Below are 26,004 nucleotides of genomic sequence, written 5' to 3'. Positions count from 1 at the left end.
TGTCATGTTGTTTCGCGTTGCCATACTTGCTGTGTCGCTGTCGGTCTATCCGTTCGGCGACGATGCCGATGCCCGGTCGGGTTCGACACTGACCTTGCGGGATGCCCTTCATCGTGCGCTTGCTTCCAATCCGAGGTTGACCGCGGCCGAGCGGGATGTCGGGATCGCAACGGGGCGCCGCATCCAGTCCGGGGCCATTGCCAATCCTGAACTGTCGGTCGATGTCGATAACGTCGCGGGCAGCGGTGCTTATCGTGGCGGCCGGTCAGTCGAAACGCTGCTGCAGATCAGCCAGTTGATCGAGCTTCCGAGCAAGCGTGCCGCGCGGATCGGCGCAGCGAGTGCCGGTCTCGATAGCGCGGCGTGGCAGCGGCAGGTGACCCGCCTGGAGATTCTGTCTGAAACCGCGATCGCCTATTTCTCCGTGCTCGGCGCACAGCGGCGTATCGAAATCTTCGACGAACACGTCGCAACCCTTGATCGCCTGACGCCATTGCTGCAGCGGCGGGTCGATGCGGGTGCGGCGTCGATCGCGGAAATCGCTCGCGGCCAGGTCGCGGCGGACCTCATTCGAGCGGACCGCGAGCGCGCCAAAGCCCAGCTTTCCAATGCGAGGCGGGATCTCGCGATCCTGATGGGAACGTCCACGCCGCAGTTTGCACGCGTGGCGGGGCGCCTGGCCGTGACCGGTTCTCCGCCGTCGTTCAAGTCGGTGTTGCAGGCGATCGATGCTAATCCGCAGTTGATCCGCTGGTCGGCCGTACGGGTTCAGCGCGAGCAGGAGCTGATCGCCTCGCGTCTGAAGGCTGTGCCTGATGCTCGCGTCGGTGTCGGTTGGAAACATGAGCGGGCCACAGGCGACAATGCCGTCCGTGTCGGTCTCTCGGTTGCGCTTCCGGTGTGGGATCAGAATCGCGGCGATATTTTCGCAGCCGAGCAGAACCTCGAGAAAGCGCATGCCGAACAGGCGATCAACAAGGCGCTGCTGATCTCGACCGCCGGTCGGGCTTACGACACTGTGACGGGCGCCCTGCGGGAGATTGCACTGCTGCGCGACTCGGCGATTCCGAACGCGCGCCGGGCGGCCGAGGCGATCGAGAGTGGGTACACCCAGGGCCGCTTCACGCTGCTGGAGCTGCTGGATGCGGTGTCATCGGTGGCTCAGGCGTCGCTGCGCGAACAAGAGGCTCAGCAGCAGTTCCACGTTGGCATCGCCACGATCGAGGGCCTGGTGGGTGACCCGTTTGTTCTATCCAGGGCGGGCAGGCGCTAAAAAGCGCGACGAAATCGGATGAATCGCCCTCGCGCTTTTGCTCATTGTTTAAGCATGTTCCTTTTCGGAAAACCGCGTCACANTTTTCCGGATCATGCTTTGATGCTTCCGTCTGCGTTTGCAGGCGGAAGCATCGGTGAAGGTCAGGAGACCTTCGACACGGTGTTACGCGGAACGTCGCGGAACGGCTTGTTGGTGTCGAGACTAATATCCTTTGGCATCTGCAGGATGCGTTCGGAGATGATGTTGCGCTGAATCTCATCGGTGCCACCGGCGATCGAAGTGGCCGGCGTCGAGATGAGGACCTCCGCGATCACGCCGTCCAACGTGCCATCACTGCCTGAGAGCAACGCGTTGGCGCCATCGATCGACGTGTGGACGCGCGCGGCCGCACGAGCGACGTGGCTGCCAACCAGCTTGCCGATCGAGCCCTCAGGACCCTGCGGACGGCCGAGCTGCTGGGCGGCCCGTGCACGAAGCGCGGTCCATTCACCGGTCTTGGACAGGATCAGAAGTTTGGCGATCTCCTGACGCACGACCGGATCGTGGATCTTGCCGGTTGCCTTCGCCTGCTGCATCACCAGATCGACGCGGCCAGCACGCTGCGGATACCACTTGTATGGCTCCATCGTGGTGGCGATTTCGGCCGCCTCTTCCTGATAGATGCGTTCGGGGCGGTTGGATGCGACGGCCCATGTGCGCAATGCGCCAGCGCCACGGCGCTCGTGCATCAGCGTGGTGGTGGCGATCTTCCAGCCTTCGCCGTTCTTGCCCATCTGCAGTTCGGGCTCGATCTCGGCGTCCGTGATGAACACCTGATTGAACGAGGCGTGATAGTTCATCTGCCGCAGCGGCTGAACGTTGACGCCCGGCTGACGCATGTTCAGTAGGAAGTAGGAGAGGCCCTTGTGCTTGGGCTGATCCCAATCGGTGCGGGCGAGCAGAAGCCCCCAGTCGGCCTTATGCGCGCTGGTGGTCCAGACCTTTTGGCCGTTGATGACCCACTTGTTGCCCTTGAGTTCGGCGCGGGTGGTCGCCGCAGCCATATCGGAGCCGCTGCCTGGCTCACTGAAGAGCTGGCACCAGGTGTCCTCGCCTGTGAGAATACGGCGTAGGAACTTCTCCTTATGAAGGTCGCTGCCATGATCCAGAATGGTCGCGGCTGCGAGCGTGCGGATGCCCGCACGGCAGACAGTGACCGCGCCGACCTTCTTGAACTCGTCGTCGACGATTTCGTTGAACTTCACCGGCAGGCCACGGCCATACCATTCCTTCGGATAGTGCGGTGCGCCCCAGCCGGATTCGATTAGCTTGGTGCGCCATTCAACCAGCCCGTATGTCGGTTTCCAGTTCGCCTTCAGCCATTCGCTGACTTCGGCACGAACGGATTGTTCAGTCACTTCGCTCATTATTCCGCACTCCCGTTCGCGATCATGCCCTGCATCATCAGTTCGCGATGATACGCCGCGTCGCCCAGCAGGACTTCCGAGCTTTTCGCGCGCTTGAACCAGAGATGCGCGTCTTCGTCCCAGGTGAAGCCGATGCCGCCGCGAATCTGGATCGCATGGATCGCAGTCTGCAGGTAGGCCTCGCTCGCGCTCGCTTTCGCCAGCGAGGCGGTGGTGGCCATGTCCGCATCGTTTTCATCGAGGGCGGCTGCAGCGTAATAGGCGGCGGACTTCGCAAGCTCGACGTCCACCAGCATGTCGGCGGCCTTGTGCTTCATCGACTGGAACGAGGCGATCGGGCGGCCGAACTGCATGCGCATCTGCGAATATTCAAGTGAGGTCTCACGCAGCTTGTCTGCGCCGCCGACCATCTCGTTGGCGAGGCAGGCGGCCGCCTGCACCATGGTCCTGGCGAAGGGCTCCGCGGCCTTGCCGGCTTCGCCCAGCAATTCCGCTTGGACACCCTTGAATGTCAGCCGCGCGAGCTTGCGCGTTTGGTCCATGGTCTTGAGCGGCTTGCGTTCCAGACCCGCCGCATCGGCCGCGACGGTGAAGAGCGAAAGTCCGTCGTTGCCTTTGCTGCCCGGTGCGCGGGCCAGGACCACGATCAGATCGGCGGTATGGCCGTCGAGCACGAAGCTCTTGATGCCGTCGAGCTTGTAGCCCTCACCGGCAGGCGTTGCCGTCATCGCGACGCTGGCGCCGTCCCACTGGCCGTTGTCTTCCGTGAAGGCGAGGGTGGCGGTGGTGTCGCCCGCGGCAATACCCGGTAGCAGCTTGCGTTTTTGAGCGTCAGTGCCTGCGTTCAGGATGGTGGTGGCGGCGAGCACGACGGAGGAGAAATAGGGGGCGCACAGCAGGGCGCGGCCCATTTCTTCGAGCACGATTGACAGCTCGGTGTAGCCGAACCCTTGGCCGCCGTATTCCTCGGGAATGTGGACGGCGGTCAGCCCGAGTTCCTGATTGAGCTTCTTCCAGCGGTCGCGCTCATAGCCGGCTTCGGTCTCCATCAGCCGCCGGACGTCGGTCGGCTTGGATTGAGCTTCCAGGAAGCGCCGCAAGATCGAGCGGAACTCCTCCTGCTCGTTGCTGAAACTAAATCGCATATAGTCGTTCTCCCGAAAGATTCTTGCCACCCTGGACGTGCATTTTGGATCGGTGATGGATATCCGGGACCGGCCGGGTGCGCCAGCCTTGGCGGCTGCCAAGGCTGGTCCGAGATCGGTCGCAGGCGAGGGCGGGAGAGCTGCCTCGCGCGACAGTTTCCCTTGATTTATCTTCGTTTGTGCGACGACAGCCCGAACAGCCTACGGTTAGGCAAGGCCGCTCCCCGATCTGTGCATGGGGGTCTGAATTTTCGGCGCGCGTCAGACCACGTGCCGGGCCGTTTGCCCGGGCGATCCAACATTCAGAACGTCAGTGCCCAGCGCTCGCGCCAGGGAGCTAATCCGCGCCTAGCCGATTCCTACATTGCGCCGTGGTGGCGGCGGTGCCGTGGGATCAACAATGGCTTGAGAATCGCGGATTGCGGCGTTGAAAACACCCTTCGCCATCAGCGTTCGCTCGCTGTCGGAGCGCTGCTTGTTGACTTCAATGCGGGTCCGGTGAGCCTCGGTGTTGGTGGGCTCTGCGCGGACCGCGAACTCCGCGAGATGGCCGGCGAGGCGAAGATCGCCTTTGGCCGCGAGTTCGCGCGCGCGTTGCGCCAGCTTCGATGCGCCGCCGGCAAGGTTCGCCAACTCGGCGGCAAGGTCATTGGTCGGGGCAGGCTTCAGGTGAGCCGGATCGCCGTCCCACCAGCCGCCGTAGAGGCGCCAGATGTTGCGGATCAGGAATTCCGGGTCGTCGTACGTCGGTTGCAGGTAAGGTCGTTCCAACAGATCGGTAGGCAGCTTTACGGTCTGCACGATTTCGTCGAGGGTCTTGCCCTCGTTCATCAGCGCCAGCACCTGATCGTGCATCGTATCCAGGAATGCGGCGCCATCGGCGAGCAGGGTGGCGACCCGATCCGCGCCGAAGATCGCCGGGCCGTGTCCGGGAACCAATGCATCCGCCTGCTTCGTCGCCATCGCCCGGAATGCTTCGGCCCAGGGCTTGGTGTAGCGCTGCACCTTCTGCGGGTTGCCACTGTTGGGTACGGCCCAGATCACGAAGTCGCCGGAGACGATGACCTTGCGATGTGGAATCCAGGTCCAGGTGTGATCGTCGGTTTCGCCCATGCCATGATTCAGTTCGAAAGTGACGCCGCCGACCGTGATCTTGAACGTGGCGTCGTAGGTGACGTCTGGCGTCCGGAATTGGGTCGGCCAGCGAAAATCCCGCACGCCGAATTGGCGGCTGTTGATGTTGCTGTTGAAACCGGCGGTTGCGACATAACGGGCGAAGCGCGCCGGCATGTTGCGCTGAGCGATGAAGCGGATCGGAGGCTCGCCGCGCTTCTTCGCTTCTTCCTCGAATAGCGCGGCGCCCATCACATGATCGACGTGGCCGTGGGTGAAGATCACGGTATGAATGGGTGAGGAGTCCCATGTCCGCAGCGTGTCGTAGATTTGCCGCGCGGTGGAGGCACTGCCGGTGTCGAACACCACTAGTCCCTCGCTGGTGCGGACGGCCGTGACGTTGCCAACCACACCACGGGTCGGGATGTAGATGATGTCCTCGGCCACTGGAACCACCTTCGACGTGCCGATGGCGCGATTCCAGTCGCCCGAATTGTAGGACGTCCAGCAAGCGTCGCCGATTGCGCGCAGATCTTCGGTCATGGTGATCTCCCTTGGTCGCTTGGGCTTCGTTCGCGAATTATTTCGCCAGCCGGTGCATCGTCACCCAGGAATCGATCTGGGTATCCCGGCGTTGTTGAAACAGGCTGCCCCAGACATTGCGGTTCGGTTGCACCTGGCCATTGGGCAACGGTTTCCAGTAGCGGCTCGTCTCCCATGCGGCGAGGTTCGGATAATAGACGATCATCAAGATCGTCGCTTCGTCGCGCTCGTTCCGCTCGCGGCACAACCAGAACCCGGTGATCCGCGCTTCGGTGTCGGCTTCCATCGATTTCCACGCTTCGACGCTCTGCTGGGTGACCGTCTCGACGTCTTCGGGACGAACCACGAACCAGCGGTGGGTGTAGGCACCTTCGCGTGTGCATGGCTCCTGGCCGCGGGCCAGCACATCGAAAAGACGGGAGCGGACTCCGACGATCGCATCATCCTTATAGGACGGCGCCGGCGGCTCGTCCGTCCAGTTCGTGGCAGCCGTCACGACGTTGACGCTGACCCCGATCATCGGCAGCCAGACGCCGAAGGTCTGGTGCGCGGCGCCTGCACCGTTGGCCTGAATCTGCCGCGCGATGTCTTCGCCACGGTTGCGCTGGACCGTCAGTTCGTCGAAACGCAAAACACGATATGTCTTATCGGACAAGAGTAGCTCCTCGAGGATAGATTAAGCCGTTACACGGATTGACGGCGTTCGATATCGGCAAAGCCGAGGGGATGATGGCAGGCCGCGAGGTGCGCCTCTTCCGAAGCTCGGAGTTGCGGCGGTTCACTGGCACAGCGTTCGGTCGCGCGGGTGCAACGGGTTCGGAAGCGGCAACCGCTCGGAGGATTGAGCAGCGACGGCAGATCGCCACTCAGCACCTCCTCATCCGGTAGCTTTTGGCCGGGAGCTAGCACAGAGCCGAGCAGGGCCTGCGTATAGGGATGTTGCGGGTTGCGGTAGACATCTTCGGTGCGCCCGATCTCGACGATTTTGCCGAGATACATCACCGCGACGCGATCGCAGATGTTCCGGATCACAGCCAGATCGTGACTGATGAAAATCATGCTAAGCGAGCGGCGGCTCTTGATGTCGAGCAGCAGATTCAGGATTTGCGCCTGCACCGACACGTCCAGAGCCGAGACAGGCTCGTCGAGCACCATCACGGTCGGCTCCAGCATCAATGCGCGGGCGATTGCGACACGCTGGCATTGCCCGCCGGACATTTCGTGCGGCCGGCGTGACCATACGACCTCGGGATCGAAGCCCACCTCGGCAAGCGTGTCGGCGATGCGCGTGCGGTTCTTTTCGGCGTTCCCGTTCCCCCAGATCGCCAACGGCTCGGCGACGACGTCGGCAATCCGCCGCCGTGGGTTGAGCGATGAGATCGGGTCTTGAAACACCATCTGCAGCTTGCGGCGGAGTTCGCGCCGGGCGGAGGGAGACAAACTTGCCAGGTCTTGTCCGGAAATCATCACGCTGCCGGACGTTGGCGGCGGCAGCTGCATCAGAGTGCGGGCAAGCGTCGACTTTCCGCACCCGGACTCGCCGACGAGACCAAGCGTTTCATCATGCTCCAGCGTGAAGCTTACATTATCGACGGCGGTGACCACGCGACCATCGGGCCGGCGGAAAGTCCGGACCAGGTGCGAGACTTCGAGGGCAGGTGTATGCGTCATGCGATATTGAGGATCGGATGGAAACAGGCGTAGCGGCGGTTGCCTTGGTCGCGGAAGGGCGGAAGGCTTTCACGGCAGTCCGGCTGCACGCGGCTGCAGCGCGCCGCAAAGGAGCAGCCTTTCGGCAGGGCGGTAAGATCGGGCGGCCGGCCGGCGATGGCCTGCAGCCGTGCGCCGCGCGGCGCAAACGGGTCGGGCCGGGCTTTCAACAGCGCCTCGCTGTAGGGCATGTGCCGGGCCTTGAAGAAGGCGTCGGTCGGCGCCTGCTCGACGAAGCGGCCGCCATACATGACGACGACCTCGTCGGCGATGCCGCCGACCGCGGCCAGATCATGACTGATGAAGATCATCGCCATGCCGGTCTCGCGCTGCTGCCGTTTGAGAAGCACCAGGATCTGCATTTGGATGGTCACATCGAGCGCGGTGGTCGGCTCGTCGGCGATCAGGAGCCGCGGCCGGCAGGCGAGTGCCATCGCGATCATCACCCGCTGACGCATGCCGCCGGACAGTTGATGCGGATACTCCTTCATGCGTTGTTCGGCGGCGGCGATTCCGACCGAGCGCAGAAGCTCGATCGTACGCCCCTTGCGTTCGGATGAATCAAGGCCGAGATGCAGTTCGAGCACCTCTCCAATCTGCTGCTCGATAGTGAGGACCGGATTGAGGGAAGACATCGGATCCTGGAAGATCATGGCGATGTCCTTGCCACGGACGTTGCGCAGTTTCTTTTCCGTCAGTGCGGTGAGGTCTGTCCCGTCAAACAGAACCTGGCCCGAACGTTCGGTCGTGGCCTCGGGGAGAAGCCGTAAGATCGCTCGCGATAGGACGCTCTTGCCGGAGCCAGATTCGCCGACAACCGCCATGGTCTGGCCGGGCATCAGATCGAACGACACATTGTTCACGGCATGCACCAGTCCGCGCGGCGTATCGAAGCGGATGGAAAGGTCACGGACTTTCAAGAGCGGTTCGGTCATAGCGACTGGGCCTTGATATCGAACAGGCGGCGCACGGCCTCGCCGAGCCAATTGATCGCGAGCACCGTGAGAAACATAACGGCTGCGGGGATGAATACGGCATGCGGGCTGTCGGCCAAGTTGCCGCGTTCGGTGGCAACCATACCGCCCCAGCTCGGTTGTGGCGGCCGCACCGACAGGCCGAGGAAGCCGAGCGCCGCTTCGGCAAGGATGGCGACACCGAGCATTACGACCGCATAGGACAGCAGCGCCGGCATCAGATTCGGCAGAATCTCGCGCATGAGGATGCGCGGTAGCCTCGCACCGAGCGCCTGCGCCGCCAGGACGAACTCGCGGCTCCGCAGGCTCAGCGTATTGGCGCGGGCAATGCGGGCGAATGCAGGGATGAAGATCACGCCGATGGCGAAGGTCACGTTGCCGACGCTCGGGCCGAGGCTGGAGACCAGCGCGATGGCCAGGATGATTCCCGGGAAGCAGAGCAGCACGGTCATCGCGCCCATTAGCAGCCGGTCCGGCCAACGGCCGAAGTAGCCTGCGATCAGCCCAAGCGTGCCGCCGAAGACGAGGCCGATGCCGACGCTGCCGAGGGCGACGGTCAGCGACACCTGCGCCCCATAGATGGCGCGGGCGAACACGTCACGGCCGAGTGAGTCGGTGCCAAGCCAATGCGCGGCGCTCGGGAGCGACAAGACTTCGGTGAAGTCGCCTTCGTCCGGGCTCTGGATGCCGATGTAAGGCGCGAGCACGGCCAGAATGATGACGAGTGCCATCCAGAGCAGCGCTAGGCTGATGCCGAGCTCGATGCGCCGCCGCTTCCGCGGCCGGGCTATGGGCGTTACATCAGCTATCGACGCCATGACGCACCCGTGGATCGAGCAGGGCATAAGCCATGTCGACGGCAAGATTGATGAGCACGAAGCCAGTGGCGACCACCAGCACCACGCCTTGGATCGCAAAGTGATCGTGCTGGTAGACAGCGTTCACCAGCATCTGTCCGATTCCGGGGATGGCGAACAGCGTTTCGATGATGACCGCGCCGCCGACCAGGCGGCCGAGATTGATGCCGATGACGGTGACGAGCGAGAGCGATGACGGGCGCAAGGCATGGCCGATCAGGATGTCGCGGACACCCAGGCCTTTTGCGCGCGCGACCAGGATGAAATCCTGTTGCAGCGTGGCGATCATGTCCGCGCGCAGCAGCCGCATGTAGACGGGAAACTCCGCAAGTGCCAGCGTCAGCGCGGGCAGGACCATGCTGTGCAGATTGGCGATGATGCCGTCACTCGGACGTACATAGCCTGAGGCCGGGAACCAGCCGAGTGCCACCGATAGCGTATAGATCAGGCCGATACCGATCACGAACGCCGGCATCGACAGCAAGCCGATCGAGACGCTGCCGAGCGCATGATCGACGCCGGAGCGGTTGCGATAGGCGGCGATGATGCCGGCCGGTACCGCAAGCCCGAGCGCGATGATCTGGGTCAAGATGATGAGCTCGATGGTGACAGGCAGCCGCTGGCCGATCATCACCGCGATGCTCTCGCGGGTGCGGTACGAGCGGCCGAGATCGCCGGTGATGGCGTTGCCGAGCCAGTCCGCATAGCGCACGACCAGCGGCCGCTCCAGTCCGAGCTCCTGACGCAACGATTGGATGTCGGCCTCGGTTGCCGTGTCGCCGAGGATGGCAACCGCCGCGTCGCCGGGCAGGATCTCGGTGACCGCGAAGGTCAATGCCGTCGCGGCAAAGACGACCGCGATCAACGTCAGGATCTGCGAGCGGATGCGGCGCATAGCCGGCCCGAAGCTCATTTGTCCTTCCACACCGAATGCAGGCGGAGCAGGCCATCGGGAATGGGTGTCAGGCCCTTTACCGCCGGGTTCACGAGCGAGATGTTGTCGAAATAAGTCAGGAACAGATAGGGCAGCTCCTTCGCAAGCAGGTTATTCACCTGACGATAGATCTTCAGCCGTTCGGCCTGGTCTGTCGTGGCGCGGCCGGCATCCAGAAGCTTGTCCATCTCCGGATTGTTGAAGTTCACGCGATTGACCGTGCCCTTCGAATGGAAGAACTGGTGCACGTTCTTATCGGGATCGGCGCCACCCGCCCAGCGATACAGCATGACTTGATAGTCGCGGGTGGCTGCTGCGCGAACCAGCTGCACCTGCTCGAGGGGGATGATCTCCGTCTCGATCCCGGCCTTCTTCCACATCTGCTGCAGGGCTTGCGCGGCGAGAGTGGAGACCGGCGCGGCATTGATCGACAGCTTGATCTTGATCGGCTTGCCGTAGTCCTGGACCAGCTTCTTCGCCTTGGCGAGGTCGTAGCTGGGATAACCGTCCACCTGCTCGTGCGGGAATAGGCCGGTGCCGAACGGCGTGTTGGCGATCTTGTACAGGCCGCGGTTGATGGCCTTGTTGTAGGCAACACGATCCAGCGAATAGGCTAGCGCCTGACGGACACGGATATCGGAGACGTCCGGAGCGCCCATGTTGATCTGCACGAAATTGGTCGCCAGACTGCCTGGGTTCAGCACCTGAAAACGCTTCTGCTGCTGCGCGTCGAGCACATCGCGGGCGGCGGCATTCATGACGATGTCGAGATTGCCGGCCTTGAGGCTCGCATAACGTGTCTGCTCGTCTGGCATCGGCCGCAGCACCACCTCATCGAGGTGAGCCGGCTTGCGCCAATAGGTCGGGTTGCGATCGAAGACGACCTGGGCACCGCGCTGCCACTCCTTCAGTTTGAACGGGCCTGCGCCGACGCCATGGTTGCCGAAATCCGCGCCGTATTTCTCGACAGCGGTCGGCGAGACCACCATGCCGGCAACGTCGGCCAGGGTCGCCGGGAAATGTGCCGACGGCGTCTTCATCTTGATCGATACTTCGAGCGGTCCGGTGGCCTCGATCTTATCGATGGTCGAGAGATCGGAGACACAGCGGCAGCGGTTCTTTGGATCCATGATGCGCTGGAAATTCTTCACCACGGCGGCAGCGTCGTAAGCGGTCCCGTCGGAAAAGGTCACGCCACTGCGCAGTGTCAGCTTGAAGGACATCACGTCGGGTGACGCTTCGATCTTTTCGGCGATATTGGGAACGACGTTGCCCTTGGGATCGATGTCAAGCAGCGTGTCGTAAAGGATCAGCCCAGCTTCACGGTCGTTGAAAGACGCAAAGCCCAAAGGATCGAGCGTCGGCAGATCGGACTCGAGCGAGATGCTGAGCGAGCCGCCCTGCTTCGGCTCGGCAGCTCTAAGGGCCGTGGCTGAGAGCAGCGCAATGCCGATGGCGGCCGCGGCCATAGAGACTTTAAACGCGAAGGGGCGGGATGACGCCATACTTCCTCCCTCGGCAGATCGCCGAACCATGATTGATTATCGGGGCGCGCCAGGGGGCCCATTCGTTATGATGCCAGCATATTAAATCTCATAATTGGATGCAAATAGATTGAATGAGGTCTTGTCGTCGCAGGGCATCGGCAGTATCAGGCTGGCTGTCGCAGTTTGCGGACATGAAGCGCAATTGCGAGTAAAGCCGCCTCATCCGGATTGCATCGATGCTTCTCGCCAAAGCAAAAGCGATTTTCGCACAGACCAACCAGGCGATCGCCGGGCTTTTGAAATCGTTCGATGAACGTTACGAGCCGTCGAAACATTACATGCGCGGTCCAGGGCCGAAAGCGAAGGCGGCCGCCATGCGCAAAGGTTCGGTGCGGGATCGATCGAAAGCTCACGCGTCTAGCTGATTGATCCTCTGGCGCTAATCGACGTCTCTGCCGGAAGGATGTCTATTCAGGAGCGCGATTCCTCAGGAGCCCTGATAAAGTCCCCAGACCGGAAAGCCTGAAGGAAAGCCTGTGATGCGCGGACCCACAAATAACGAGCGCGAAGCGTTGCTGGCGGCTTTTGCCAAGGCGCTGTTCGCGAAGGACATCGAGGCTATCTACCGGGTGGTGACCCCGGATTTCATTTGGTCGCTGCCTATCGGCCCAACGGCGCCATTCGGGCGCCAACTCGCCAGCCGCGAGGACCTCAAAGCCTATTTTGACGAGCGAGACCAGCTGTATTCCGCGATGCGCTTTCATGACACCGTCTTGCACCATGCGCCGGAAGTGACGCTGATGACGTTTCGTGTACGCGGGACGTTCCGCGCGACCGATGCGACGTTCGAAGCACTCGGCATGGAGCGATACGTCTTCCGCGACGGCCGGATCGCGCTCAAGGATGCGTACTGGAAGCAGGTCGCTGACGAACGGCGTCTGGCTGGAGCGTCGAAGGAGTGAGTGCGGCTTAACGCCGCGTTCCTGAGCGTGCCTCGTCTTCCATCTGCTTGAGGGCGGCCCCGAGCAGCAACGACAGCACCTCGCGGGCTTCGGCGACGCTGCGGCTCGGATAGGTGCGCAACGACTGCCACATTTCCCAGTCAACCAGCGTTGCGATGGCAACCAACCACTTGCGGCGGCTCTTGTCCGGCAAGGCATTGAGCTCTGCCTCGAACCATGTCTCGACTACGTTGCGATAACGCTGTCGTACTTTGACGCGGTGCTTCTGCAGCAGCGGTGACGTGGCGATCATCGAATTCGATGCGCGGCGATGCGGCGTCAGACCTTCAAGTTGGCGGCAGCGGATCTCGAGAAACTTGCTCATCCGCGCGTCCAGGGCGCCATGGGCGGCGAGCTCGGTCGGAGGCGGGTCGACCCGGTTGAGGCGGGTGAGCTCGTCGAGGACGGCATGGGTGAGCTGATGCTTTTCCGGAAAATGCTGAAATGCCGTCCGCAACGATACGCCGGCGCGTTCGGCGATCTGCTGCATCGATGGCCGCATATGGCCGTCGTTCTGCAGCGCGATCGCTGCATTCACGATGTTGGCGCGGGTGATCTGGGTCCGCTGACGGCGGCCGTCGATACGTTCCTCGGTAGCGCGTTCGGGAGAGCTGGTCATGCGCAGGTACAGGCTTTCCTCAGGACGATTCGGTGACGACTTTACAACATTGTGGGCGGAATATTATGTTGCATAAAACTATGCGATAATTCCGGGAAGCGTCCAATGCATCAAGCCGGTCGGTACCGCCTGCTCGGCGGGCCGGGTTCACCCTATAGTCTTAAGATGCGGGCGATTTTGCGCTATCGCCGGTTGCCGCATACCTGGGTCGTCCCATCGAAGCCGCGGTTCCGTGATCCCGAAGGTGAACTTGCCAGGGCTGACAAGGGCATCATCCCGGTGATGCAATTGCCGGACGGGCGCTACTGGGCGGATTCAACGCCGATGATCCTGGCGCTGGAGGATATGCATCCGGGCACGCGCAGTGTGTTGCCGGACGATCCGGCGGATCGATTTCTGGCGCTGCTCCTGGAAGACCTGGCGGACGAGTGGCTGGTCTTCGCGATGTTCGACTACCGCTGGGCCGAACCCGTGGACCAGCAGTTCTGCGCGCGGCGGCAGATGGCCGGCTGGTATGGGGCCATGCCAGCCGAGGAATTTGACGAGGTCGTCACCTTTTTTCTGAATCGACAGGTGAAGATGCTGGCCCGGGCGGGAGACCTCTCGGTCAATCGCCCGCTTTGGCAGGAGGGCTATCGCCGCGTTTTGGAGGCGATCGAGCTGCAGCTCCAGCACAGCCGCTATCTGTTCGGAAGTCGTCCGTCGATCGCCGACTTCGGCCTTTATGGTCAGCTTTCGCAGCTATCGATCGATCCCACGCCGTCGGACATTATTCGTCGCAGCGCCGTGCGGGCCTATCAGTGGACGCACGATCTGGATGATGCATCGGGCATCGAAGGCGAGTGGCGTGATCCGCATGAGCCATTGAGTCCCGGCGTCACAGCGTTGCTCGCTTTGGCTGGCGATACCTACCTTCCGTTTCTCGTCGCGAACGCTGCGGCGATTGCGACTGGCGCCAATCCCTACAATTTCGAGCACGGCGGTAAGAGCTATCCGAACCCGACGCGCTCGTACAAGCGGCGCTGTCTGCTGTGGCTCAAGGCCGGTTTGGCCGCCGTCGAGGGAGAGCCGCGCCAGCGGCTGGAGGCGATCCTCAGGCAGCATGGTTGCTGGGAGCCGCTGCAATTCAACCCAGGCGAACAGGACATGGTGCCGCCGCTAGTGCCGCTTTGAACCCGGACGTCGGTTCAAGTTTCAAGTCTCACGCAAGTTTCAAGTCTGATGAATGAAGAGCAAGGCCGGACCGACATGCATTTTCGATTTTCCGACAGATCCCTCGCGATGCAGGAAGAACTTGAGGCGTTCTTCCGCAAGGAAGTTCTGCCTCGCAATCGCGACTGGCATAACCATGTGTCGAAGCATGGCACAGCGCCGGCCTTTCTAGAAACGTTGAAAGCCGAGGCGCGTCGGCGCGGTTTGTGGAATCTCGGACTGCCAGACCTGAAGGACGACCAGCCGGGCACGCGACTGACCAATCTGGAGTTTGCTCCGCTTGCCGCGATCATGGGCCGGCTGCCCTGGGCGCCAATCGTGTTCAACTGCAATGCGCCGAACGTTCCGAACATGGAGATCCTGCAGAAGTTCGGCAGCCTCGAGCAGAAGCGGCAGTGGCTCGCCCCCTTGCTGGACGGAAAGATTTGGACGGCGTTCGGCATGACAGAGCCGGAGGTGGCGTCGTCGGACGCCCGCAACATTCGCACCCGCATTCGCAGGGACGGGAACGATTATGTAATCGACGGCCGCAAGTGGTTCATTTCCGGTGCCAACCATCCGGACTGCAAGATCGTGATCGTGGTCGGCGTCACTGACGAAGAGGGCGGCAGCAGCGCCCAGCACTCCCATGTCATCGTGCCGGTAGGGACACCCGGTATGGAGATTGTCCGCACGCTGCCGATCTTTGGCCGCGGTGAGGCGCTCGGTGCGCCATGCGAGATTGTCCTGCGCAACGTACGCGTGCCGCAATCGAACCGGCTGGGCGAGGAGGGGGCGGGTTTTGCGATGAGCCAGGCGCGGTTGGGGGTTGCGCGCGTTCATCATTGCATGCGCAGCCTTGGGAGCTGTGATGTCCTCATTCAGCTCATGCGGGAGCGATCGACAGCGCGCAAGGCGTTTGGCCGGCCGATCGGCGATTTCGCCAACATCCAGGACATGATCGCGCTGTCACGGATCGAACTGGAACAGGCGAAGCTGCTCGTCTTCAAGACCGCATGGCTTTTGGACGAAGGCGGGCCGGAGGCGGCGCGGCGTGAAGTGTCCATGATCAAGGTTGCGGTTGCGCGGACCTACAGCGCGATCGCCGATCGGGCGGTGCAGGTGTTCGGTGCCATGGGCGTGTCCGACGATACGCCGGCCTCGGCTGCGTACACGGCAGCGCGGGCGATGCGCATCTATGACGGCCCCGACGAGGTCCATCTGCGCACGTTGTTCCGGCTCGAACCTCGCGAGGTCGTTGGCGAAAGCGCCCATTATCTGCTCGGTGAAAGAGGACTTTGAGAGAAGCGATGACAAAGCAAGCAGCCTCGCTCGATACGTTGTTCCGGCCGAAGTCCATTGCGGTGATCGGCGCATCGGGAACGCCAACCAAGATCGGTGGTGTGCCGATCGCGCATTTGCTTCGCTATGGCTATCGCGGCGAGATTTATCCGATCAACCCGCAGTATCAGACGATCCAGGATTTGCGCGCCTACCCAAACGTGAAAGCGGTCGGCAAGGAGATCGATCTGGCGATCGTGGCCGTGCCGGCTGCCATTGCGCTCAACGCATTGGGGGAGGCAGCCGAGGCGAAGGTGAAGTCTGTCGTCCTGTTCACATCGGGCTTTGCCGAAGTGGGCGAAGAAGGCGCCAGGGTGCAGCAGCAGATCGGCGAACTCGCACGCACCAGCGGCATGCGCATCCTTGGTCCGAACTGTCTCGGTGTGATGAGCGGGGAGACGAGCGTCTATGCGACATTCAGCCCGGTGGCCGGTACGGGGATCGTCAAACAGGGCAATATCGGTCTGGTCAGCCAATCCGGGGCGTTCGGCGGATTCTCGTACTCGCTTGCACGCGAGCGAGGGCTGGGTCTGAGCCATTGGGTGACGACGGGCAATGAGGCGGATGTCGACATGTCAGACTGCCTCGATTGGATGGTCGATGACGAATCCACCAAGGTTATCCTCGCCTATATGGAAGGCTGCCGGAACGGCGCGAAGCTGATCCGTGCGCTTGAGAAGGCGCGCGCCGCGAAGAAACCGATCGTGATCGTCAAGGTCGGCCGGACCGATCTCGGCGCTGCCGCCGCCGCCTCGCATACGGCTGCGCTCGCCGGGGCCGATGCCATTTATGATGCCGTCTTCAAGCAGTATGGCGTGCATCGGGCAGCGACCATTGATGAGGCCTTCGACGTTGCCTATGCAGTGTCGATCGCAGGACTACCGCGGGGCCGTTCGATCGGCATGCTGACGGCGTCGGGTGGTGCTGGCGTGCTGATGGCGGACGAGGCGGCGAGTCTCGGCCTCGATGCACATCCGATGCCCGAGCATGCACAAAAACAGATCCTCGCCCGCGTGGCGTTCGCGTCGGCGCGCAATCCAGTCGATGTGACGGCGCAGATCACGACCGACGAAGAGCTGTTACCATTGTCCTACAAGCTGATGCTGGAGGACGCGAACTACGACAACCTCGTCATCTTCCAGTCTGCTGCAGGGCTCTCGCCGCGCGGTCCCGAGATTGTCAGGCAGGCGGTCGAGATGCGTGCGAAGTATCCGGATCGCGTGATTGCGCTGTCGAGCCTGTTCACGCCCGCGTTGCACCAGCAACTCGATGAGGGCCGCGTGTTGGCGTTCGCCGATCCAAGTCGCGCCGTGCGCGCGATCGCTGCATTGGCGGGATTTGCCCAGAGCGGCGGGCCTGCCGAGAAGACGGCAGACTTGCCCGCAATATCGTTTCCGGCGGCGACACTGAGCGAAGCCGGGGCTCTCGCCGCCCTGGAGACGGCGGGCATCCCGGTGATGCCGCACAAGGTTGCGACAACGGCTGCGGAAGCTTCCGCGGCTGCCGAGCGGTTTGGTTTCCCGGTTGTTGCCAAGATCGTCTCGCCGGACATCCTGCACAAGACCGAGATCGGCGGCGTCGCGCTCAATCTGCAGGACAAGGAACAAGTGGCGAGGGCATTCGATGAGCTGATCGCGCGTGCCAAGAAAGCCAAGCCCCAGGCCAAGATCGAGGGCGTATTGATTGCGCCGATGGTCAAGGGCGGCGTCGAGTGCATTCTCGGCGTCCAGCGCGATCCGGTGTTCGGTCCCGTCGTCATGTTCGGCCTCGGTGGCATTCTGGTCGAGGCATTGCGTGACGTCAGCTTCCGTCTGGCGCCGTTCGGCAAGGTCGAAGCGCATCGCATGATCGATGGCATTAAGGCGCGCGCCGTGCTGGACGGCTGGCGCGGAGCACCTGCGGCGGACATCGACGCGTTGGCTGAGGCGCTGGTCGCGTTGTCGCGTTATGCCGCGACGGCCGGCGATAAGCTTGCAAGCATCGACATCAATCCGTTCGCCGTGTTGCCGAAAGGCAAAGGGGCGATGGCGCTCGACGCGGTGCTGGTCGTGAATGGATCGATCAAATAGGACAATTTGGGAGTGCGCAGATGACAAGCAAGTTTGAAGGTACGATCGGACGCACGATTCCGGAATCCAAGCCCTGGTGGCCGGACTATCCGCGTCCGCGGGACGGGGCGCCGAATGTGCTGGTCGTGCTGTTCGACGATCTCGGCTTCTCGCATCTGGGGTGCTACGGCTCCTCGATCGAGACGCCGAACATCGATCGGCTCGCGGCGGGCGGGCTGCGCTATACCAATTTCCACACCACCGCACTGTGCTCACCGACGCGTGCGGCGCTGCTGACCGGGCGTAACCACCATTCGGTCGGCATGCGCGGGCTTGCCAACTGGAACACCGGCTTTCCGAACTGCACCGGTACGGTGGCGAAGAGTGCTGGCACACTGGCGGAGATGTTGCGGCCGAAAGGCTACTCGACCTTCGCGGTGGGCAAGTGGCATTTGACGCCGATGGAGGAGACCTCGGTTGCGGGTCCGTTCGATCAGTGGCCGTTGTCGCGCGGTTTCGACCGCTACTACGGATTTCTGCAGGGTGAGACCGACCAGTTCACGCCGGAGCTTTACTGCGACAACCATCCTGTGGACGCGCCGCGCACGCCGGAGCAGGGCTATCATCTGACCGAGGATTTGGTCGATCAGGCGATCACCATGGTCCGCAGTCAGAAGTCGGCGATCCCGGAGAAGCCGTTCTTCCTTTATCTCGCCTTCGGTGCGACGCATGCGCCGCATCAGGCGCCGCAATCCTACATCGATAAGTACAAGGGGCGCTTCGATGCGGGCTGGGATGCGATCCGCCAGCAGTGGTACGAGCGGCAGAAGCAGCTCGGCATCATCCCGCCGAACACGGAGCTTGCGCCGCGCAATCCGGGCGTGGAGCCGTGGGACAAGCTGCCTGATGCCCAGAAGAAGCTGGCGCTGAAGCTGCAGGAGGCGTTTGCAGCCTTTCTCGACCACACCGACGCGCAGATCGGCCGGCTGGTGTCGTTCCTCGGTGAAATCGGCGAACTCGACAACACGCTGATCCTGCTGATGTCCGACAACGGTGCGAGTCAGGAGGGTGGACCGCTGGGCGTGATCGACACCTTCAAATACTTCAACGGCATTCCCGAGACGCTCGAGGAAATCAGCGCCCGCATGAACGACATCGGCGGGCCAAAGTCGCAGACCAACTATCCGTGGGGCTGGGCGCAGGCGGGCAACACGCCGAACAAGCGCTACAAGCAGAACACCCATGGCGGCGGTATTCGCGATCCGCTGATCGCGCACTGGCCGAAGGGAATCTCCGATGCCGGTGGTATTCGCGATCAATTCCACCATGTCACCGATATCACGCCGACTGTGCTTGATATCGTCGGTGTTACTCCGCCGGACAGCGTGAACGGCGTGGCGCAGATGCCGATCCATGGCGTCAGCCTGGCCTATACGTTCCCCACTCAGGCAAAGGCCGAGCCGTCGCGTAAGGGCGTGCAGTACTTTGAGATGTACGGGCATCGCGGCATCTGGGCCGATGGCTGGAAGGCGGTCGCTTATCACCCGGGCGGCAAGCCGTTCGATGAGGATCAGTGGGAGCTCTATCACCTCGAGAACGACTTCTCCGAGTGCAAGGACCTTGCGAAGGAGAACCCTGATAAACTGAAGGAGATGGTTGACCTGTGGTGGTCGGAGGCAGAGCGTTACGGGGCGCTGCCGCTCGACGATCGCAAGGCGGAGCTCTGGCGGCCCACACCGCGGCAAGGCACGCCGCGCAATCGTCGCCGCTATGTGCTGTATCCGCCGGTCGCGCACATGACCGGTGAGGTGTCGCCGCCGCTTGGCAACCGCAGCTTTGTCGCAACCGCCGAAGTCGAACGCCCGACCGTCACGTCCGAAGGCGCGATTTTCGGCCTTGGCACTGGCAACAACGGCATGGCGTTCTACGTGCTCGGAGACCGGCTGGTTTTCGACTACAATCTATTCACCAAGCACTACAAGGCGATTTCGGATCGACCGATTCCGGCCGGCAAGTCGACGCTGTCGGTGCATCTGGAGAAGCTTGGGGACAAGGGGCGGGCAACGGTTTCGATCGATGGCGTTGCCTGCGGCAGTGTCGAGATTCCAAAGATCCTGCGTATGATCTCGTCCAACGGCATGGATGCCGGTTGCGACGGCGGCTCCGCGGTCAGCGATGATTATCAGTCGCCGTTCACCTTCCAGGGCAAGATCACGCGGTTGGTAATCGAGATGCCGGACCGCTCAAAGAAGGACGAGGCGGAAGCCATGGCCGTGAAAGCCAAGGTGGAGATGGCGCGACAATGACTGGTGCTCCGGCATCGTGCTGCGGTCTAGCCGCGGATGCGGTGCCGCGGCCTCTCGCGCATAGTAGGGTCACGCCCTCATCCGCGGTTGCGGGCGAGGGTGATGACGACATGGCCGTGGTCCCATGGGGCAGTTTCGCCTATGGCTGCGATCGTCGTGAGGGCAATCCGGCTGATGGCGAAGGGCCGTCGCGCTCGGTTCATGTCGATGCCTTCAGGATCGACCGCTACGCCGTAAGCAATGCGCGCTTCGCACGGTTTGTCGCTGCGACCGGCTATGTCACCGATGCCGAGCGGATCGGCTGGTCGTTCGTGTTCGCAGGGCTGCTGCCGGATGATTTCGAGGAAACGCGGGGCGTCGCTGCCGCGCCCTGGTGGCGGCAGGTCCATGGTGCAGACTGGCGGCGGCCGGAGGGGCCGCGGTCTGACATTTCGTCGCGACAGAACATTCCCGTCGTTCACGTCTCTCACGATGATGCATTGGCCTTCTGCGCGTGGGCCGGCAAGCGCCTGCCGACGGAAGCCGAGTGGGAAAAGGCGGCGCGCGGCGGGCTTGAGGGGAAGCGCTTTCCCTGGGGCGACGATGAAACGCCGGGCGGCGAACACCGCTGCAATGTCTGGCAAGGAACCTTCCCCAGCCATAACACCGGTGGCGACGGTCATTACGGTCTCGCCCCCGTCGATGCCTTTGCGGCGAACGGCTTCGGTTTGCACAACATGGCGGGCAACGCGTGGGAATGGTGTAGCGATTGGTTCACCAGCCGCCGTTTCGCGGAGACGGATGGGCGCGCGCTTGTGAATCCGTTCGGCCCGGCGAGCGGCACCCATCGCGTGATGCGCGGCGGCAGCTATCTCTGCCATCCATCCTACTGCTGGCGTTATCGCAACGGTGCGCGCTCGGCATCGACGCCGGACACCGCGACCGGACATGTCGGTTTTCGCTGCGTGCGCGATTTGCCGATCCAGGATACGCTCATCTCCCGGCAGGGAGAGCGCTACGTTTAGAGGGCAGGCAAGCCAGGCGGCGGCTTACGCATGCGGGTCGCCTGTTCGAAGGCATACCCCAGGCGCAGAAGCTTGTGTTCGCTCCAGGCCCGGCCGGCGAAGGTGACACCAAGCGGATAGTCGGGCGTATCCTTGCCATCGATTTCCGAGATGAAGCCTGCGGGCACCATGATGCTGGGATATCCCGCCTTTGCGGCGATCGCGGCACCCATACTGCCGGCAAACAGCACAGCGTCGAGCTTATGCTGGTTCATGTAGGCGTCCATGCCATGTGTCTTGGCGGAAAGCAGGTCCATGGCGCGCGCTGACTTGTACTCGCGCTCGCTTAGATCGCCCTTGGTGATATTAGCCGCGAGGAACAGGTCCTGGCCGAAGCGCAGCGCCTTGGCAGCATTCGCCTCGTTGAAGGCCACGATGTCGGCGATGGTTTTGATCCTGGTCTTGGTCGCCCAGTCCCTCAGATAGAGGTTGAGATCGCGCTTCAGCTCGTAGATGAAGACCACCGGCGGCATCACCGGATTGCCCTTGGTGCGGCTCAGTGGATTGCGATTAAGCACGGCCATGGTCGTGCCTGGCCCGCCAATCCAGCCGGCGGTCGGCATGTTGGCGCGCACGATGACGGCGCCCATATCCTCCAGCACCCCGATCACGCCGGCCATCACTTGAGCCCATTTGGGTGGGAGCTTGCCGTAATAGCGATCGTTGAGCGGGTCGGCGGGGTCGCTTGGCACGCCGATGCGCGCGCCCTTCAGCGCATCGGATGCGAGGTCGGCCGTGTAATCGGCAGGCCGCCGCTGCCGTTGCGTCGCCGGATCAAGCGGGTCCTTGGCTGCCAGCACATTCAGGAGTATCGCCGCATCGCGCACTGTCCGCGTGATCGGCCCGGCAGTGTCCTGGCTGTGCGAGATCGGCAGAATGCCGGCACGGCTGATCAGTCCGACGGTCGGCTTCACAGTGACGAGGCCATTTTGGCTGGCGGGGAACAGTAGCGAGCCCGAAGTCTCAGTGCCGATCGAAGCCGCGCACAGCCCGGCTGCCACAGCGACTGCCGAACCGGAGCTTGAGCCTCCAGGCGACACAACCGGATTGCCTTGATTGTCCATGAGCTCCGGCGCGTAAGGGTTCCTCACCTGACCGCCCAGCGATGAGTAACCCGCGGGCATGTCAATCGCGAGCATGTTGGAAAACTCCGTTAGGTTCGCCTTGCCGATAATCACCGCACCGGCGTTCCGTAGCAGCTTGACGACGGTGGCATCGCCCCTGGCATGGGCGCCCTCCAGCGCCAGCGAGCCCGCTGTCGTCGGCTGCTTGTCACCCGTTGCGATGTTGTCCTTCACCAGCACCGGGACGCCAACCAGTGGCCGTTTGACCGATGGCTTGGCGTTGTCGAGCTTGTCCGCGATCGCGATCGCGTCGGGATTGACCTCGCGGACGGAGTTGAGCTTGGGCCCGCTGCGGTCATACGCCTCAATGCGTGCGAGATAGCTCCTGGTCAGGGTCGGGGCGGTGACCTGTCCGCTCGCCAAAGCATCGATGATATCGCTCATCGGCGTGTTTTCGAGCTTCAGCATGGTCGGCGTCTCAGCCATGACGGGCTAGCATCGCGGTGGGCTGGCTTCTTCATGGCGGGCCTCTTGGGCTGGCCCATAGTCGTCTCGTTCAGCCCGTTTTGTCCACGTCCGATTAGGGGTGCGCTGGCTGTCCATCGCGGAGTGAAGCATGCGCTACGAATTCACGGCTTGTGGATGGGCTGCATGGTGCCGATGCTGTCGGGCATCGACGACACCGTTGCCCCTGATCTCGATGGACCGTGCTGAGGAACGGTAGCCGTCAGGCTCGCCAGCCGTGCCTGGTCGAATCCTGCTTCGGTTGGGCTGCCGGTTGATATCATTGAAAGGCCGAAGCGTTGAAGGGTGTTGGGGCAACTTCCCATCGCGATGCACAGCATCGGTGTGCGCACGGCTTTGAAGTTCTCTGCGCAAAGCGCTATGGGTCCGCATCGAGTCACGACATCGCACGATGTGTCGTGCCGGGTGACGGACCAGATCGACTGCGGAGACAAGCAGCCTATGACAATCAAGAACCGCGCGTTCATCGTCGGTGCCTACGAGCATCCGACGCGACATGCGCCCGACAAGTCGTTGATACAGTTGCATGCGGAGTGCGCGATCGGAGCCATTGCCGACGCGGGCCTGAGCAAGAGCGACATCGATGCGTTCTACTTTGCAGGTGACACGTCAGGCCTGAGCGCGCTGTCTCTCGTCGACTACATGAATCTCAAGGTTCGTCATTTCGACACCACCGAGACCGGCGGAACCTCGTATCTCGTTCACGTCGCACACGCGGCGGAGGCAATTGCGGCGGGCAAGTGCAACGCCGCGCTGATCACGCTTGCAGGACGCCCGCGTTCGGAAGGATCGAGCGGCGCGGTCCCGCGCGCCACCGCCTCGGATGTGCCCGAAGCGCAATGGGAAGCGCCGTTCAGCGCGACCACGGTCAATCTCTATGCGCTGTGTGCGCAGCGGCACATGTATCAGTATGGCACCACGGCCGAGCAACTTGCTTGGGTGAAAGTTGCAGCGTCGCATCACGCCCAGCACAATCCGGATGCGATGCTGAAGAAGGTGGTGACGGTCGAAGAGGTATTGGCGTCGCCGATGGTGTCGTCGCCGCTGCATCGGTTGGACTGCTGTGTCGTCAGCGATGGAGGCGGTGCGTTGATCGTCGCGCGTCCCGAGATCGCGAAGTCATTGAAGCGGCCGCTGGTCAGCGTGCTTGGCGCGGGCGAAGCGATCAAGGGGCAGAACGGTGGCGATATCGATCTCATGACGTCGGGAGCGGCCATGGCCGGTGCCGCAGCGTTCGCCGAAGCCGGCGTTACGCCAGCGGATATCAAGTACGCCTCGATCTACGACAGCTTCACCATCACGGTGATCATGCAGCTCGAAGATCTCGGTTTTTGCAAGAAGGGCGAGGGCGGCAAGTTCGTGGCCGACGGCAATTTGATTTCGGGCGTCGGCAAACTGCCATTCAACACGGATGGTGGCGGACTTTGCAACAATCATCCGTCGAACCGCGGCGGCATGACCAAGGTGATCGAAGCGGTGCGGCAGTTGCGCGGCGAGGCGCACCCGGCCGTGCAGGTGAAGAATTGCGACCTCGCGTTGGCACAGGGCACCGGCGGCCGGCTCGGCAGCCGACATGGCAGCGCAACTCTCGTTATGGAGCGGCAATAATCATGAGCAAGATTCCATCTCCGTCGGTCAACGTCGAGACCGCGCAGTTCTGGAGCCGCGCCAATGAGGGACAACTCGCCGTTCCTCAGTGCAAAGCATGCGGAAAATTTCATTGGTATCCGCGGGCGGTGTGTCCGTTCTGCATGAGCACGGATGTCGAATTGAAGCCGGCGAGGGGCACCGGCACGATCTACAGCTACAGCGTCTCCCGACGCGGCAAGGATTCTTACGTCATCGCCTACGTCACCTTGGACGAAGGCGTCACGATGATGACCAACATCGTCCATGCGGAGAACGACAAGCTGGCGATCGGCCAACCGGTCCGCGTGGCGATGGTGGCGTCGGAGGACGGGCAGAAGGTGCCCATGTTCGAGCCCGCCTGAGGCGGATGATCGAAAGCGCAGGCGTGCGGCAGCGCGTCGCCACACGCCTGCATGATATTTCTTGTGCCGTTTCGTGGCACAAATTATGGTGCGGCGCTGAGGAAGTCGCCGCATCCAGCCTATGCTCGTTCTCAACCATTGCCGCTAACAGACGATAATTAAATCAGAGGAGGAGACGTTCATGATGATTCGCAATCAGCCATCCGGCCTCACGCGACGCAGTCTCTTGTCCGGTGCGGCCGGAGCGGCGACGTTGGTCGCAGCGCCGCATTTGCGCTCGCCAGCGATTGCGCAGGCGGCTCCATTGAAAGTCGGCCTCATGCTGCCTTACACGGGGACTTACGCCAAGCTTGGCCAGTTCATCGATGCGGGCTTCCGTCTGTATGTGGAGCAGAAGGGAGGGAAGCTTGGCGGTCGTGAGATTACATATGTACAGGTGGATGATGAATCGAAGCCGGAGTCGGCCACCGACAACATGAACCGCCTGGTCGGCCGCGAAAAGGTGGACATGGTGCTTGGCACCGTCCACTCCGGCGTCGCCATGGCGATGGTGAAAGTCGCGCGCGATACCAACACGCTGCTGATCATCCCGAATGCTGGCGCTAACGATGCAACCGGCCCGCAATGCGCACCGAATATTTTCCGGACATCGTTCTCCAATTGGCAGACGACTTATCCCGCTGGCAAGGTGATGATCGATGCGGGACTGAAGAACGTTGCGACGATCACCTGGCGCTACACCGCGGGGGCGGAGATGATGGGCGCCTTTGCGGAGAATTTCACCAAGCTCGGCGGTAAGGTGGTCGAGGATCTGACGGTGCCTTTCCCGGAGGTCGAATTCCAGGCGTTGCTGACGCGGATTGCGACGCTGAAACCCGATGCCGTGTTTTCGTTCTTCGCGGGGGCGGGTGCGGTGAAGTTCGTCAAGGATTATGCCGCCGCGGGTCTGAACAAGACAATCCCGCTCTATGGCGCAGGCTTTCTGACCGACGGCACGCTCGATGCACAGGGCGAGGCTGCGAACGGCATCAAGACCACGTTGCACTACGCCGATAACCTGGACAATCCGGCGAACGTCGCTTTCCTGAAGGCATTCAAGGCCAAGACCAATCTGGAAGGCGATATCTATGCAGTGCAGGGATATGACGCTGGCGCGCTGTTCGATATCGGGTTGACGGCGGTCGGTGGTGACACCAAGGCGCGCGACAAGATGGTATCGGCGATGGGAGCTGCGAAGATCGACAGCCCGCGCGGGCCGCTGAGCTTCAACAAGGCGCATAACCCGATCCAGAACATATACCTGCGCGAGGTGCGCAATGGGCGCAACGAGTTTGTGTCCATTGCACAGACCAATGTGGATGATCCCGCGCGCGGTTGCAGAATGGCTTGATGATTGAGGAGCGGGTCGTTATGGCCCGCTCCGTCTTAGG

Annotated in this window: 21 protein-coding genes; 10 read left to right on the top strand and 11 right to left on the bottom strand. The window is 62.4% G+C overall.

Annotated features, from left to right (window positions below; genetic code table 11):
- Positions 1 to 4 precede the first annotated feature (4 nt).
- On the top strand, positions 5 to 1,273 hold the full coding sequence (locus X566_RS16070) for a TolC family protein (protein WP_034469318.1): 1,269 nt from the start codon (positions 5 to 7) through the stop codon (positions 1,271 to 1,273).
- Between the two features lie 143 nt (positions 1,274 to 1,416).
- Here X566_RS16070 and X566_RS16065 read toward each other — a convergent pair whose 3' ends face one another.
- The 9 genes from X566_RS16065 to X566_RS16025 all read right to left on the bottom strand — a co-directional run bounded on the left by X566_RS16065 (position 1,417) and on the right by X566_RS16025 (position 11,463).
- Complete coding sequence (locus tag X566_RS16065) at positions 1,417 to 2,682, bottom strand: acyl-CoA dehydrogenase family protein (protein WP_034469315.1); 1,266 nt, start codon at positions 2,680 to 2,682, stop codon at positions 1,417 to 1,419.
- Positions 2,682 to 3,827, bottom strand: coding sequence for an acyl-CoA dehydrogenase family protein (locus X566_RS16060; RefSeq protein ID WP_034469314.1), 1,146 nt, complete (start codon positions 3,825 to 3,827; stop codon positions 2,682 to 2,684). Before X566_RS16060 ends, X566_RS16065 begins: the two co-directional genes overlap by 1 nt.
- Positions 3,828 to 4,175: 348 nt before the next feature.
- On the bottom strand, positions 4,176 to 5,483 hold the full coding sequence (locus tag X566_RS16055) for an alkyl sulfatase dimerization domain-containing protein (RefSeq protein ID WP_051444249.1): 1,308 nt from the start codon (positions 5,481 to 5,483) through the stop codon (positions 4,176 to 4,178).
- A 37-nt stretch (positions 5,484 to 5,520) separates the two neighbouring features.
- Positions 5,521 to 6,138, bottom strand: coding sequence for a hypothetical protein (locus X566_RS16050; protein WP_152539931.1), 618 nt, complete (start codon positions 6,136 to 6,138; stop codon positions 5,521 to 5,523).
- Between the two features lie 29 nt (positions 6,139 to 6,167).
- The gene (locus tag X566_RS16045) at positions 6,168 to 7,154 is read right to left on the bottom strand and encodes an ABC transporter ATP-binding protein (protein ID WP_051444248.1); all 987 of its coding nucleotides are present in this window, start codon (positions 7,152 to 7,154) and stop codon (positions 6,168 to 6,170) included.
- Entirely contained in the window at positions 7,151 to 8,128 is a 978-nt protein-coding gene (locus tag X566_RS16040) for an ABC transporter ATP-binding protein (RefSeq protein ID WP_034469312.1), read from the bottom strand. Before X566_RS16040 ends, X566_RS16045 begins: the two co-directional genes overlap by 4 nt.
- The gene (locus tag X566_RS16035; RefSeq protein WP_160170486.1) at positions 8,125 to 8,985 is read right to left on the bottom strand and encodes an ABC transporter permease; all 861 of its coding nucleotides are present in this window, start codon (positions 8,983 to 8,985) and stop codon (positions 8,125 to 8,127) included. The genes X566_RS16040 and X566_RS16035 overlap by 4 nt, the downstream gene beginning before the upstream one ends.
- Entirely contained in the window at positions 8,969 to 9,937 is a 969-nt protein-coding gene (locus X566_RS16030; RefSeq protein ID WP_244434805.1) for an ABC transporter permease, read from the bottom strand. Before X566_RS16030 ends, X566_RS16035 begins: the two co-directional genes overlap by 17 nt.
- Complete coding sequence (locus X566_RS16025; protein ID WP_160170485.1) at positions 9,934 to 11,463, bottom strand: ABC transporter substrate-binding protein; 1,530 nt, start codon at positions 11,461 to 11,463, stop codon at positions 9,934 to 9,936. Before X566_RS16025 ends, X566_RS16030 begins: the two co-directional genes overlap by 4 nt.
- A gap of 521 nt (positions 11,464 to 11,984) precedes the next feature.
- On the opposite strand from X566_RS16025, the gene X566_RS16015 reads away from it, so the two are divergent.
- Positions 11,985 to 12,407, top strand: coding sequence for a nuclear transport factor 2 family protein (locus tag X566_RS16015; protein WP_034469305.1), 423 nt, complete (start codon positions 11,985 to 11,987; stop codon positions 12,405 to 12,407).
- A 7-nt stretch (positions 12,408 to 12,414) separates the two neighbouring features.
- Here X566_RS16015 and X566_RS24005 read toward each other — a convergent pair whose 3' ends face one another.
- A complete protein-coding gene (locus tag X566_RS24005; protein WP_051444246.1) occupies positions 12,415 to 13,065 on the bottom strand; it encodes a TetR/AcrR family transcriptional regulator in 651 nt (216 codons plus the stop codon).
- Between the two features lie 105 nt (positions 13,066 to 13,170).
- Between X566_RS24005 and X566_RS16005 the strand changes: the two genes are divergently transcribed.
- The 5 genes from X566_RS16005 to X566_RS15985 all read left to right on the top strand — a co-directional run bounded on the left by X566_RS16005 (position 13,171) and on the right by X566_RS15985 (position 20,955).
- Positions 13,171 to 14,238, top strand: a complete 1,068-nt coding sequence (locus X566_RS16005) for a glutathione S-transferase family protein (RefSeq protein ID WP_081740267.1) — start codon at positions 13,171 to 13,173, stop codon at positions 14,236 to 14,238.
- A gap of 108 nt (positions 14,239 to 14,346) precedes the next feature.
- Entirely contained in the window at positions 14,347 to 15,558 is a 1,212-nt protein-coding gene (locus X566_RS16000; protein ID WP_244434804.1) for an acyl-CoA dehydrogenase family protein, read from the top strand.
- 8 nt (positions 15,559 to 15,566) lie between these two features.
- A complete protein-coding gene (locus tag X566_RS15995; RefSeq protein ID WP_034469302.1) occupies positions 15,567 to 17,666 on the top strand; it encodes an acetate--CoA ligase family protein in 2,100 nt (699 codons plus the stop codon).
- Positions 17,667 to 17,686: 20 nt separating this feature from the next.
- Positions 17,687 to 19,951, top strand: a complete 2,265-nt coding sequence (locus X566_RS15990; RefSeq protein ID WP_034469299.1) for an arylsulfatase — start codon at positions 17,687 to 17,689, stop codon at positions 19,949 to 19,951.
- 110 nt (positions 19,952 to 20,061) lie between these two features.
- Complete coding sequence (locus tag X566_RS15985; RefSeq protein WP_051444244.1) at positions 20,062 to 20,955, top strand: formylglycine-generating enzyme family protein; 894 nt, start codon at positions 20,062 to 20,064, stop codon at positions 20,953 to 20,955.
- On the opposite strand, the gene X566_RS15980 is transcribed toward X566_RS15985, so the two are convergent.
- A complete protein-coding gene (locus X566_RS15980) occupies positions 20,952 to 22,544 on the bottom strand; it encodes an amidase family protein (RefSeq protein WP_051444243.1) in 1,593 nt (530 codons plus the stop codon). The genes X566_RS15985 and X566_RS15980 overlap by 4 nt on opposite strands.
- A gap of 480 nt (positions 22,545 to 23,024) precedes the next feature.
- Between X566_RS15980 and X566_RS15975 the strand changes: the two genes are divergently transcribed.
- The 3 genes from X566_RS15975 (at position 23,025) to X566_RS15965 (ending at position 25,964) form a co-directional block, all read left to right on the top strand.
- Positions 23,025 to 24,191 (top strand): thiolase domain-containing protein, encoded by a 1,167-nt coding sequence (locus tag X566_RS15975; protein WP_034469297.1) that lies wholly within the window; start codon positions 23,025 to 23,027, stop codon positions 24,189 to 24,191.
- A gap of 2 nt (positions 24,192 to 24,193) precedes the next feature.
- Entirely contained in the window at positions 24,194 to 24,574 is a 381-nt protein-coding gene (locus X566_RS15970) for a Zn-ribbon domain-containing OB-fold protein (RefSeq protein WP_034469294.1), read from the top strand.
- Positions 24,575 to 24,755: 181 nt separating this feature from the next.
- Positions 24,756 to 25,964, top strand: a complete 1,209-nt coding sequence (locus tag X566_RS15965) for an ABC transporter substrate-binding protein (RefSeq protein ID WP_409337833.1) — start codon at positions 24,756 to 24,758, stop codon at positions 25,962 to 25,964.
- Positions 25,965 to 26,004 lie beyond the last annotated feature (40 nt).

The organism is Afipia sp. P52-10, assembly GCF_000516555.1.
Classification (GTDB): Bacteria; Pseudomonadota; Alphaproteobacteria; order Rhizobiales; family Xanthobacteraceae; genus P52-10.
This window is presented reverse-complemented; position numbering and strand designations above follow the sequence as displayed.